This window comes from Streptococcus sp. 2154 (assembly GCF_013277255.1).
Classification (GTDB): Bacteria; Bacillota; Bacilli; order Lactobacillales; family Streptococcaceae; genus Streptococcus; species Streptococcus pseudopneumoniae.
The window spans coordinates 1-11824 of the sequence record NZ_VMMK01000022.1 but is presented as its reverse complement, the minus strand read 5'-3'; the positions used below and the strand labels follow the sequence as shown (position 1 = coordinate 11824).

The window sequence follows — 11824 nt, the reverse complement described above, 5'->3', positions numbered from 1 at the left end:
TCACGGGTGGTTATGACTTTATCGACTCATCTCTAAATAGTTTTTAATGATTTGTAACTCTTTTTGGTTCAAAGGGAGGTAGTTACCTTCTGCTAAATCTGGGTTCAATGTAAAGTCCCCAAATTGGATTCTCTTGAGGCTAGTCACCTTAACACCAACCGAGAGGAACATTTTCTTGATTTGATGAAATTTTCCTTCTGAAATGGTGATAGAGGCTTGACTGAGGGAGAGACTTGCAGATAGAATCTCTAGTTTTGCGGGTTTACAGACAGTGCCATCTAAAAAGACAATTCCTTTTTGAAAGGCTTGGATATGGTCAGGTGTCAGAAGTCCATTAACTTTAACTTGATAAGTTTTATCGACATGATATTGGGGATGGAGGAGCTGAAAGCCTAAGGGACCGTTATCGGTCAAGAGGAGGAGTCCCGTTGTATCTCGGTCCAGTCGGCCGACGGCATAGAGCTTATCAGACTGGATGTCAGGCGGAAGGAGGTCCATGACGGTTGGAAGTTCCCTGTCTTTATTGGCTGTCACGACACCAACAGGCTTATGAAGCATCAGATAGGTGTGCTCATAGCCTTGAATGATTCGGTCCTGAAAAAGGAGTTCCTGTAGTCCTGTATCGATATTTTGGGCTAGGGAGCGGGCTGGGCAACCATCGACGAGAATATCCCCTTTGAGTAAGGCTTGCTTCATGGCCTTTCGGCTAACTTTTTCTTGGGCTAATAAATTATCTAAACGCATACTGTGCCTATCTTATCATAAGTCGCTTGCTTTGAAAAGGCTTGACGTGAAAAGAAAAGCGGAGTGAAAACATTTACACTTGCTTGAGTTATGTTATTTACCTGAAATTATGGTATAATCGTTCAGTTAGAAAATAAATTTTGAATATTATAGAGGAAATCATGACAAAATTAAGAGAAGATATCCGTAACATTGCGATTATCGCCCACGTTGACCACGGTAAAACAACCCTTGTTGACGAATTATTGAAACAATCAGAAACGCTTGATGCACGTACTGAATTGGCTGAGCGTGCTATGGACTCAAACGATATCGAAAAAGAGCGTGGAATTACCATCCTTGCTAAAAATACAGCTGTTGCCTACAACGGAACTCGTATCAACATCATGGATACCCCAGGACACGCGGACTTCGGTGGAGAAGTTGAGCGTATCATGAAAATGGTTGACGGTGTTGTCTTGGTCGTAGATGCCTACGAAGGAACAATGCCACAAACTCGTTTCGTATTGAAAAAAGCTTTGGAACAAGACCTTGTCCCAATCGTGGTTGTCAATAAAATCGATAAACCATCAGCTCGTCCAGCAGAAGTAGTGGACGAAGTCTTGGAACTGTTCATCGAGCTTGGTGCAGATGACGACCAGCTTGACTTCCCAGTGGTCTATGCTTCAGCGATCAACGGAACTTCTTCATTGTCAGATGATCCAGCTGACCAAGAAGCGACTATGGCACCAATCTTTGACACAATTATCGACCACATCCCGGCTCCAGTAGATAACTCAGATGAGCCTTTGCAGTTCCAAGTATCACTTTTGGACTACAATGACTTCGTTGGACGTATTGGTATCGGTCGTGTCTTCCGTGGTACTGTTAAAGTTGGGGACCAAGTTACCCTTTCTAAACTTGACGGCACAACTAAAAACTTCCGTGTTACAAAACTCTTCGGTTTCTTTGGTTTGGAACGTCGTGAAATCCAAGAAGCAAAAGCAGGTGACTTGATTGCCGTTTCAGGTATGGAAGACATCTTTGTCGGTGAAACCATTACTCCTACAGACGCAGTTGAAGCTCTTCCAATTCTACACATCGATGAGCCAACTCTTCAAATGACTTTCTTGGTCAACAACTCACCATTTGCTGGTAAAGAAGGTAAATGGGTAACTTCTCGTAAGGTGGAAGAACGCTTGCAGGCAGAATTGCAAACAGACGTTTCCCTGCGTGTTGACCCAACTGATTCACCAGATAAATGGACTGTTTCAGGACGTGGAGAATTGCACTTGTCAATCCTTATCGAAACAATGCGTCGTGAGGGATATGAACTTCAAGTATCTCGTCCAGAAGTTATCGTAAAAGAAATCGACGGTGTGAAATGTGAGCCATTTGAGCGTGTACAAATCGACACTCCAGAAGAATACCAAGGATCTGTTATCCAAAGCCTTTCTGAACGTAAGGGTGAAATGTTGGATATGATTTCAACTGGTAATGGTCAAACTCGTTTGGTCTTCCTTGTTCCAGCGCGTGGTTTGATTGGATACTCAACTGAGTTCTTGTCAATGACTCGTGGTTACGGTATCATGAACCATACCTTTGACCAATACTTGCCATTGATTCCAGGTGAAATTGGTGGTCGTCACCGTGGTGCCCTTGTTTCTATCGATGCTGGTAAGGCTACAACTTACTCTATCATGTCTATCGAAGAACGCGGTACTATCTTTGTCAACCCAGGTACTGAAGTTTACGAAGGAATGATCATCGGTGAAAACTCTCGTGAAAACGACTTGACAGTTAACATCACTAAGGCGAAGCAAATGACCAACGTTCGTTCAGCTACTAAGGACCAAACAGCTGTTATCAAGACTCCTCGTATCTTGACACTTGAAGAGTCTCTTGAGTTCTTGAACGACGATGAGTACATGGAAGTAACGCCTGAGTCTATCCGTTTGCGTAAACAAATCCTTAACAAGGCAGAGCGTGAGAAAGCTAACAAGAAGAAAAAATCAGCTGAATAAGAGCTAGAAAGAGAGAAAGATGGTCTATTTAGTCCTAGGGATTTTACTGCTCCTACTCTATGTATTTGCGACACCAGAAAGTATTAAAGGGACAGTCAATATCGTCGCTATGGTATGTATTTTAGTGGCACTTTTGGTTTTGTTGGCTCTATCTTTTCTGAAAATTTTTCAATTACCAACAGAAATGTTCCTAGCAATAGCCATGTTAATCCTAGCTTACTTTAGTGTGAGAGACATCACACTCATGCCAGTCAAAAAAGGTAAAAGAAGATAAAAAAGAGAGTTTTGGCTCTCTTTTTTTGGTAGGAATTTTACAATAGTTTGAATTGTTTTTTTACTATAACATCATCTCTTTTGCTTGGATAATATGAATGGGAAAAACTTGAATAAAATTTGTCAATGACATCTATTTAATATTTGGTTAGTACTGGTTGCAAATATTTTGAAATAAAACTACTATATAATATTATTCATATAGGTAATATAAAAATATTATTCATATAGGTAATATAGTAAAATATCTAAAAAATTCGATTTTTTCCTTGACAACAAATAATAAAAATGCTATTCTTATTATATAAGAAATCGGTTTCAAAAAAAGAGAGAGGAGGATTTATTTTGTTGCATTGTTGCTCAGGGTGTGCTTTTTTTGAAAGGAAAAATAAAATGAAAACGAAAAAACATAGATTACTTGCTCTAGCTCTTATTTCAAGCTTTACATTATTGGGAGCTGCATCAGCTGCTGTACAATATCCAGATGGAGGAGTATGGACATATGGAGAAGGTTCAGGAGGTGGTTGGGCTTTTTCAAATTACTATCATGGTAAAAAATATCATTCTTCTTCTCTTGTAAGTAAATGGGATAGTCATTCAGATAAAGGAACAGCAGTTGCAGGGAAAACTTCAGAGGCTTGGATTTGGACTAAATTTGGGGAACAAGTAGCATTTTACTATGACTATGACTAATATTTAGTTTTCTTAGATAATTCCCCTTGTAAGAAATTACAGGGGGGAATTTTGTTTACAAGGAGTCTACTATGAAGAAACTATTCATATTACTATCAACTTTTTTTCTCAGCTTCTTCCTTGCTTGGATTATTGTCTTACGTGCGCCACAATATTTATATGCAAGCTATGATTCCGTTTCTTTACTTCGTGTCAAAAAAGATACTCAGGAACCGACGCGTGAGGTATTTGAACAGGAATTGGAGAATTTTGCAAACTCAGAACAGAGTTTAATAGCTAGAAGAATTGTAGAGCCGAGTAAGGATGGGACAACTCACTTTACTTATGCAATTTATGGTCAGGGAACTTTACCAAAACAATTCCAAGAAGCTAGTCAAGAAAGTCGTGAACGTAGTGATCCACTAAATAGTTATCTCCTTTTGTCAGGCTCCTTGACGAAAGAAAAGCTTGCCGATAAATTAGGAGATTTGGGTTATAAAGCAATTCCTGACCGAAAGACACCGCCCTATACTCTTGCTTTTAGAATGTTACTAAATCCACTTATTTTAATTAGTTTAGCAATATTTGGCTTATCTTTCTTTGCTCTGGTGATTATTACTCGGATTAAGGAAATGAGAGCAGCAGGTATAAAACTCTTTTCTGGTCAGACTCTCTTATCCATCATGGGGCATTCTTTATCTACTGATATCAAGTGGCTCCTTCTATCAGCCCTCCTTTCCTTCCTAGGTGGGGGAGTCGTTCTTTTTAGTCAAGGTTTGTTTTATCCTATCTTGTTAGCCACCTATGGTTTTGGGATTAGTTTCTATCTGTTGTTTTTATTGGCGATTTCAATTTTACTAATGCTTCTTTATCTAATGAGTTTGAGTTACAAAGCATTAGTTCCTGTTATTAAGGGGAGATTACCCCTTAAACGCTTGATGGCTTTAACCCTATTGTGTCAGTTAGTAGCTGTTTTTACAGTGGGATACGCTGTTAAGACAGGCTTGACGTCTTACCAACGATTGAAAGAACTTGAAATTTCAAAACAAGCGTGGCAAGACAGAGCAGACTATTATCAAATTTCTTTTGGCTTAGGTGATAGAGGAAAAGATACAGAAAATCAGAGCAAGTGGTATGAATTTTCCAAAGAAGCAGTTGAACAAGAACAGGCTCTATTTGTAAAAGATAATCTCATTCATTTTGCAAATCCTCAAGGAAAAAATGAACAGGGAGAGACACTGGATACCTATAGTCCAGATGCTAATGTTCTCTATGTCAGCCCAAGTTATTTGGACAAGGAAAAGGTCGTGGTAGATGCTGAGACCAAACAGAAGTTAGTCCATCTTCAAAAAGGAGAATTTGGACTCTTACTACCAGAATCTCTTCGTTCACAGGAAGCAGAACTTAAGAAAGCTTTTGAAGAAAGTTTGAACTATTACGGGCAATCAAGTGAGGAGGCAAGTGCTCCTTTAGAGTATGAAATGAGAGCGATTATTAGCTATCTTCCAACTGGAGAAAAGCGATTTGTTTATAATAACGGTGAAAGCCCAGTATCCATTCAGTACTTAACCGATCCGATTTTAGTTGTATTTACTCCAACATCTACAGGTGATAGTTTCATTTCAAAATATGTTTGGTCTATCAATGCTGGAAAACAACTTTTTATCAAAGAATATGAGAGTGGGCTAGAACTCTTGAAGAAAGCTGGAATTTATGAGCAAGTATCTTATCTTAAAGAAGGAAGAAGTGTTTATCTAACTCGTTATAATGAAGTTCAAACTGAAACAGCAACTTTAATCCTAGGAGCTATTGTTGGAATAGCTAGTTCCTTGTTACTCTTTTATTCTGTCAATCTTCTATATTTCGAGCAATTCCGCCGAGATATTCTGATTAAACGAATTTCAGGTTTACGATTTTTTGAAACACATGCTCAGTATATGGTTAGTCAATTTGCCAGTTTTGTATTTGGTGCTAGTCTCTTTATTTTAAGCAGTCGAGACTTGGTGATTGGCTTGCTCACTTTATTCGTCTTTCTAGCTAGTGCAGTTTTGACGCTTTACCGTCAAGCGCAGAAAGAATCTCGTGTTTCTATGACAATTATGAAAGGAAAATAGGATGATTGAACTAAAGAATATATCTAAAAAATTTGGAAGCCGTCAGCTATTTTCAGATACCAATCTTCATTTTGAAGGTGGGAAAATTTATGCCTTAATCGGTACAAGTGGCTGTGGTAAGACAACACTCTTGAATATGATTGGACGATTAGAGCCATATGACAAAGGACAAATCATCTATGATGGCACTTCTCTTAAGGACATCAGGCCTTCTGTTTTCTTTAGAGATTACTTAGGATATTTATTTCAAGATTTTGGCTTAATTGAAAGCCAAACCGTCAAAGAGAATCTCGATCTGGGTTTAGTTGGTAAAAAGTTGAAGGAAAAAGAGAAAATCTCTTTGATGAAACAAGCTCTAAATCGTGTAAACCTCTCTTATTTGGATTTGAAGCAACCTATATTTGAGTTATCAGGAGGAGAAGCACAACGTGTTGCACTATCGAAGATAATTTTAAAGGATCCACCTTTGATCCTCGCAGATGAACCAACCGCTTCCTTAGACCCCAAAAACTCTGAGGAATTACTTTCTATCCTAGAATCTTTAAAAAATCCGAATAGAACTATTATTATTGCGACCCACAATCCTCTGATTTGGGAGCAAGTGGATCAAGTTATTCGAGTTACCGATTTATCACATAGATGATATGGTAAGATTCATACTCAATGAAAATCAAAAAGCAAACTAGGAAGCTAGCCGCAGGCTGTACTTGAGTACGGCAAGGCGAAGCTGACGTGGTTTGAAGAGATTTTCGAAGAGTATCAGTTAGAAGAAAGAGTCACAAACACACTTTGTGGCTTTTTTATTTCCATAAAAATGGTAAAATAGTAGGAGTAGAAATGGAGTTCGAGACATGAAAGTAATAGATCAATTTAAAAATCAAAAAGTCCTTGTTTTAGGTTTGGCCAAGTCTGGTGAATCTGCAGCTCGTTTGTTGGACAAGCTAGGTGCCATTGTGACAGTAAATGATGGGAAACCTTTCGAGGACAATCCAGCTGCCCAAAGTTTGCTGGAAGAAGGGATCAAGGTCATTACAGGTGGCCATCCTTTGGAACTCTTGGATGAAGAGTTTGCCCTTATGGTGAAAAATCCAGGTATCCCCTACAACAATCCCATGATTGAAAAGGCTTTGGCCAAGGGAATTCCAGTCTTGACTGAGGTGGAATTGGCTTATTTGATTTCAGAAGCACCAATTATCGGTATCACAGGTTCAAATGGTAAAACAACCACAACGACTATGATTGGAGAAGTTTTGACTGCTGCTGGTCAACATGGTCTCTTATCAGGGAATATCGGCTATCCTGCCAGTCAGGTTGCTCAAACTGCAATAGCTAAGGACACGCTTGTCATGGAACTTTCTTCTTTTCAACTCATGGGCGTTCAAGAATTCCATCCAGAGATTGCGGTTATTACCAACCTCATGCCAACTCATATCGACTACCACGGATCATTTGAGGGATATGTAGCAGCCAAGTGGAATATCCAAAACAAGATGACAGCAGCTGATTTCCTTGTCTTGAACTTTAACCAAGACTTGGTAAAAGAATTGGCTACCAAAACACAGGCTACAGTTGTACAATTCTCAACACTGGAAAAGGTTGATGGAGCTTATCTGGAAGATGGTCAACTCTACTTCCGTGGGGAACTAGTCATGGCTGCTGATGAGATCGGAGTTCCAGGTAGCCACAATGTGGAAAATGCCCTTGCGACGATTGCTGTAGCCAAGCTTCGTGGTGTGGATAACCAGATCATCAAAGAAACTCTTTCAGCCTTCGGTGGTGTCAAACACCGTCTCCAATTTGTGGATGAAATCAAGGGTATCAAATTCTATAACGACAGTAAATCAACCAATATCTTGGCTACTCAAAAAGCCTTGTCAGGATTTGACAACAGCAAGGTCATTTTGATTGCAGGTGGTTTGGACCGTGGTAATGAGTTTGACGAATTGGTTCCAGAAATTACTGGACTCAAGAAGATGGTTATCCTTGGTCAGTCTGCAGAACGTGTCAAACGGGCAGCAGACAAGGCCGGTGTGGCTTATATGGATGCGACTGATATTGCTGATGCGACACGTAAGGCCTATGAGCTTGCAACTCAAGGAGACGTAGTCCTTCTCAGTCCTGCCAATGCCAGCTGGGATATGTATGCTAACTTTGAAGTACGTGGTGACCTCTTTATCGACACAGTAGCGAAGTTAAAGGAATAATATGAAAAAAATTGTCTTTACAGGTGGGGGGACGGTTGGACACGTTACCCTCAATCTTTTGTTAATGCCCAAGTTCATCGAAGATGGCTGGGAAGTCCACTATATCGGGGACAAGAGTGGTATTGAACACCAAGAAATCCTCAAGTCAGGTTTTGACGTCACCTTCCATTCCATTGCAACTGGGAAATTGCGTCGCTATTTCTCTTGGCAAAATATGCTGGATGTTTTCAAAGTTGGCTGGGGAATCGTCCAATCTCTCTTTATCATATTGCGACTGCATCCACAGGCCCTTTTTTCAAAGGGAGGTTTTGTCTCTGTACCGCCAGTTATCGCTGCGCGTGTGTCAGGAGTGCCTGTTTTTATTCACGAATCGGACCTATCTATGGGTTTGGCCAATAAAATCGCCTATAAATTTGCGACGAAGATGTATTCAACCTTTGAGCAAGCTTCAAGTTTGTCTAAGGTTGAGCATGTGGGAGCAGTGACCAAGGTTTCAGACCAAAAAACTCCAGAACCCGATGAATTAGTGGATATCCAAACCCACTTTAATCCAAAATTGCCAACTGTATTGTTTGTCGGCGGTTCTGCAGGCGCTCGTGTCTTTAACCAATTGGTGACAGACCATAAGAAAGAACTAACAGAGCGCTACAATATTATCAATCTAACTGGAGATTCTAGTCTGAACGAGTTGAGCCAAAATCTTTTTCGTGTTGATTATGTGACCAATCTCTATCAGCCCTTGATGGAATTGGCTGACATTGTTGTGACACGTGGTGGTGCCAATACGATTTTTGAGCTCTTGGCCATGGCAAAATTATATGTCATTGTGCCACTTGGTCGTGAAGCAAGTCGTGGTGACCAGATTGAGAACGCAGCTTACTTTGTAAAAAAAGGCTATGCAGAAGAGCTTCAAGAAAGCGATTTGACCTTGGATAGTTTGGAAGAGAAGCTTGCTCACTTACTAAGTCACAAGGAAGACTACCAGGCTAACATGAAGGCTTCTAAGGAATTGAAATCTCTAGCAGATTTTTATCAATTGTTGAAAAAAGATTTATCATAAGGAAAGTAAATGTCAAAAGATAAGAAAAATGAGGGCAAAGAAATCTTCGAAGAATTTAAAGAGTTATCAGAATGGCAGAAACGAAACCAAGAATATCTAAAAAAGAAGGCTGAAGAAGAGGCAGCCCTAGCTGAGGAGAAGGAAAAGGAAAGACAAGCTCGAATGGGAGAAAAATCTGAAGATTCAGATGCAACCGAGGACCAAGAGAGTGAATCTGATTCAAAAGACTCAGAATCAGCTAAGGAAGAGTCTGAAGAAAAAGTAGCATCCTCAGAGGCTGACAAAGAGAAAGAAGAGATAGAAGAATCAGAGTCTAAAGAGAAGGAGGAACAGGATAAAAAGCTTGCTAAAAAGGCTACAAAGGAAAAACCAGCCAAAGCAAAGATTCCTGGTATCCATATCTTGCGAGCCTTCACGATTTTATTTCCAAGTCTGCTTTTATTGATTGTCTCTGCCTACTTGCTCAGTCCTTATGCGACCATGAAAGATATTCGTGTTGAGGGAACGGTGCACACTACAGCTGATGATATTCGACAGGCTTCAGGTATTCAGGATTCGGATTATACGATTAACCTTCTGCTAGACAAGGAAAAATATGAAAAGCAGATTAAGTCTAACTATTGGGTTGAATCAGCTCAACTTGTTTATCAATTTCCAACCAAGTTCACTATCAAGGTCAAGGAATACGATATTGTGGCCTACTATATTTCTGGTGAAAACCATTATCCTATTCTTTCCAGTGGTCAGCTTGAGACTAGTTCTGTGAGCTTGGTCAGTTTACCAGAAACTTATATATCAGTTCTCTTTAATGATAGTGAAAAAATCAAGGTTTTTGTCTCAGAACTTGCTCAAATTAGCCCAGAACTCAAGGCGGATATCCAAAAGGTGGAACTAGCCCCAAGCAAGGTGACTTCCGATTTAATTCGATTGACCATGAATGATTCGGACGAAGTCTTGGTTCCCCTGTCTGAAATGAGCAAGAAATTGCCTTATTACAGCAAGATTAAACCTCAATTGTCAGAACCGAGTGTGGTCGATATGGAAGCTGGAATTTACAGCTACACTGTGGCGGATAAATTAATTATGGAAGCTGAGGAAAAGGCCAAACAAGAGGCCGAAGAAGCTGAGAAAAGGCAGGAAGAAGAACGTAAACGTTTAGAAGAAGAACAGAAAAAACAAGAGGAAGAGAGCAATCGAAACCAAACGACCCAGCGCTCATCGCGTCGCTAGGTTTTACCTTTTTTCTCATAGTACTTTAGTGACTAGTTTTTACGTTTAATATTTGACATCTGACATCTGTTTTTCTTTATGTTACATTATGCAGTGTAATCGATTGCAAAATAATTTTTTATGAAGAAGGTAACACATATGTCAGATGAAGTATTCTTATTTGAAGAAATTGAAGAAATTGAAGAAATCGTAGCCTCTACAGATGGTGAATTTTGGGGGAGTTTTACTTGGAACTGGGGTAGTTCTCTTAATTGGAGTAGCCTATTGTTAAAAAGATAGGGAGTGATAATCATGCAAGATAACTTTTTATTTGAGGAAATTGAAAAAATTTCAGTACCAGTTAGTGATTTTTCAGCTGGACTTGCAACAGGTATCGGATTTGGTTTAGCAATCCTTGCTCTTGCTGGTTGTTGAAGTTTGTTCATTTACTAACATTAAGCTTTTTCAATTTCATTTTAGACAGTCATTTGAATTTTCCGTATTAGTCTTGCAGCAAGAGATTAATAGAATTAGTTATTATTTTATTGATTGCGGACTGAGGGACTAGAGTATGTTTTACTTAGCCCCTCTTTTATTTATTAAAGGTTAGGTTTGTTATGAGAATTGTTGATAAGATTAAGATATTACCTACTCCTTATGAGGGACAGTATCATCTATATATACCATCCAGTAAGAAACATGTATTAGTTGGGAAACAGGAAAAAAATGGTTAGAGCAACTAATAGGTCAAGAATTTACCATATCGGACTTATTAGTGTTAGTAGGGAAGAAATATTATTTAAGATTTTATATTGTTCTTAGTAAAATGGGACTTATAGATTCTATGAAATCACGAAAAAAGATAAATATTTTTAAAATATCTTGGGACTTTAATATAACATTATCTGAAAAATTAAACTATAAAAGATTTAATAAGAATTTTGAAAAAATCCTATTTGGTATTTTCCCATTGGCTCTTATTTTGCAATGTTTTATTATGTATATTTATAGGGCGGATATTTTGACTAATTTCCAAAACTTTCCAATAACGCTAAACATTCTTTTACTTTGGTTGCTTGTTGTTATTATATCTGCAACGATACATGAATTTAGTCATGCAATAATTGCTAATAATTATCAAATTGAAATTCCAAATTGTGGAATAATGCTACTTTTGTTTAATTTGTCTTTTTTGTAGATTTAAGTGGAGTGCAATTCCTAAAAAATAAAAAACAATTTTTGAAAATTATGTTAGCAGGAATCGCTTCAAATTCTATTTTATCCCTTATAGGTTTATTTATTTCAGTGTTTACATCGTATAAATTGCTTGGACTCTTATTTTTTATCATTAACTTGGGTATGATTTATAGGTCGACTTGCTCCTCTGAAAGTACTTTTAGAGGAGCTGTTTGACTTGGCTAGTTTTTGAAACTGAAATCTATTATACTACAAACTCTTGAAAGCGTTTTAATTTTAAGGTATAATAATCTCATAGAAATAAAGAAAAAAGAAAGGGAGGAAAGAAGATGCCACAGATTAGTAAAG

General features: G+C 38.5%; 11 protein-coding genes and 1 pseudogene. 11 read left to right on the top strand and 1 reads right to left on the bottom strand.

Annotated elements, in window-relative coordinates:
- Positions 1–18: 18 nt before the first annotated feature.
- Positions 19–744 (bottom strand): pseudouridine synthase, encoded by a 726-nt coding sequence (locus HT693_RS03670; RefSeq protein WP_172924857.1) that lies wholly within the window; start codon positions 742–744, stop codon positions 19–21.
- Between the two features lie 161 nt (positions 745–905).
- Between HT693_RS03670 and typA the strand changes: the two genes are divergently transcribed.
- The 11 genes and pseudogenes from typA to HT693_RS12360 all read left to right on the top strand — a co-directional run.
- Positions 906–2747, top strand: a complete 1842-nt coding sequence (typA, locus tag HT693_RS03665) for a translational GTPase TypA (protein WP_000164111.1) — start codon at positions 906–908, stop codon at positions 2745–2747.
- Between the two features lie 19 nt (positions 2748–2766).
- Complete coding sequence (locus HT693_RS03660; protein ID WP_000262804.1) at positions 2767–3021, top strand: DUF3165 family protein; 255 nt, start codon at positions 2767–2769, stop codon at positions 3019–3021.
- Positions 3022–3413: 392 nt separating this feature from the next.
- Complete coding sequence (locus tag HT693_RS03655) at positions 3414–3713, top strand: lactococcin 972 family bacteriocin (RefSeq protein ID WP_000850382.1); 300 nt, start codon at positions 3414–3416, stop codon at positions 3711–3713.
- Positions 3714–3784: 71 nt separating this feature from the next.
- The gene (locus HT693_RS03650; RefSeq protein ID WP_172924855.1) at positions 3785–5806 is read left to right on the top strand and encodes a bacteriocin-associated integral membrane family protein; all 2022 of its coding nucleotides are present in this window, start codon (positions 3785–3787) and stop codon (positions 5804–5806) included.
- Position 5807: 1 nt separating this feature from the next.
- Entirely contained in the window at positions 5808–6449 is a 642-nt protein-coding gene (locus HT693_RS03645; RefSeq protein WP_172924853.1) for an ABC transporter ATP-binding protein, read from the top strand.
- A 208-nt stretch (positions 6450–6657) separates the two neighbouring features.
- Positions 6658–8010 (top strand): UDP-N-acetylmuramoyl-L-alanine--D-glutamate ligase, encoded by a 1353-nt coding sequence (murD, locus tag HT693_RS03640; RefSeq protein WP_172924851.1) that lies wholly within the window; start codon positions 6658–6660, stop codon positions 8008–8010.
- 1 nt (position 8011) lies between these two features.
- Positions 8012–9070 (top strand): UDP-N-acetylglucosamine--N-acetylmuramyl-(pentapeptide) pyrophosphoryl-undecaprenol N-acetylglucosamine transferase, encoded by a 1059-nt coding sequence (locus HT693_RS03635; RefSeq protein ID WP_050102201.1) that lies wholly within the window; start codon positions 8012–8014, stop codon positions 9068–9070.
- Between the two features lie 9 nt (positions 9071–9079).
- On the top strand, positions 9080–10300 hold the full coding sequence (locus tag HT693_RS03630) for a cell division protein FtsQ/DivIB (RefSeq protein ID WP_172924849.1): 1221 nt from the start codon (positions 9080–9082) through the stop codon (positions 10298–10300).
- 138 nt (positions 10301–10438) lie between these two features.
- The gene (locus HT693_RS03625; RefSeq protein WP_172924847.1) at positions 10439–10579 is read left to right on the top strand and encodes a hypothetical protein; all 141 of its coding nucleotides are present in this window, start codon (positions 10439–10441) and stop codon (positions 10577–10579) included.
- Positions 10580–10591: 12 nt separating this feature from the next.
- On the top strand, positions 10592–10714 hold the full coding sequence (locus HT693_RS12240) for a hypothetical protein (RefSeq protein ID WP_001153673.1): 123 nt from the start codon (positions 10592–10594) through the stop codon (positions 10712–10714).
- Positions 10715–11105: 391 nt separating this feature from the next.
- Positions 11106–11647, top strand: a pseudogene (locus tag HT693_RS12360) (peptidase M50 family protein); the annotation flags it as partial.
- Between the last annotated feature and the right edge of the window lie 177 nt (positions 11648–11824).

What these genes read in the sequence shown, in the direction of transcription:
- HT693_RS12240 (WP_001153673.1), top strand. Translation starts at nt 10,592, where the DNA reads ATGCAAGATAACTTTTTATTTGAGGAAATTGAAAAAATTTCAGTACCA.
- HT693_RS03645 (WP_172924853.1), top strand. Translation starts at nt 5,808, where the DNA reads ATGATTGAACTAAAGAATATATCTAAAAAATTTGGAAGCCGTCAGCTA.
- typA (WP_000164111.1), top strand. Translation starts at nt 906, where the DNA reads ATGACAAAATTAAGAGAAGATATCCGTAACATTGCGATTATCGCCCAC.
- HT693_RS03630 (WP_172924849.1), top strand. Translation starts at nt 9,080, where the DNA reads ATGTCAAAAGATAAGAAAAATGAGGGCAAAGAAATCTTCGAAGAATTT.
- HT693_RS03635 (WP_050102201.1), top strand. Translation starts at nt 8,012, where the DNA reads ATGAAAAAAATTGTCTTTACAGGTGGGGGGACGGTTGGACACGTTACC.
- HT693_RS03650 (WP_172924855.1), top strand. Translation starts at nt 3,785, where the DNA reads ATGAAGAAACTATTCATATTACTATCAACTTTTTTTCTCAGCTTCTTC.
- HT693_RS03670 (WP_172924857.1), bottom strand. Translation starts at nt 744, where the DNA reads ATGCGTTTAGATAATTTATTAGCCCAAGAAAAAGTTAGCCGAAAGGCC.
- HT693_RS03625 (WP_172924847.1), top strand. Translation starts at nt 10,439, where the DNA reads ATGTCAGATGAAGTATTCTTATTTGAAGAAATTGAAGAAATTGAAGAA.
- murD (WP_172924851.1), top strand. Translation starts at nt 6,658, where the DNA reads ATGAAAGTAATAGATCAATTTAAAAATCAAAAAGTCCTTGTTTTAGGT.
- HT693_RS03660 (WP_000262804.1), top strand. Translation starts at nt 2,767, where the DNA reads ATGGTCTATTTAGTCCTAGGGATTTTACTGCTCCTACTCTATGTATTT.
- HT693_RS03655 (WP_000850382.1), top strand. Translation starts at nt 3,414, where the DNA reads ATGAAAACGAAAAAACATAGATTACTTGCTCTAGCTCTTATTTCAAGC.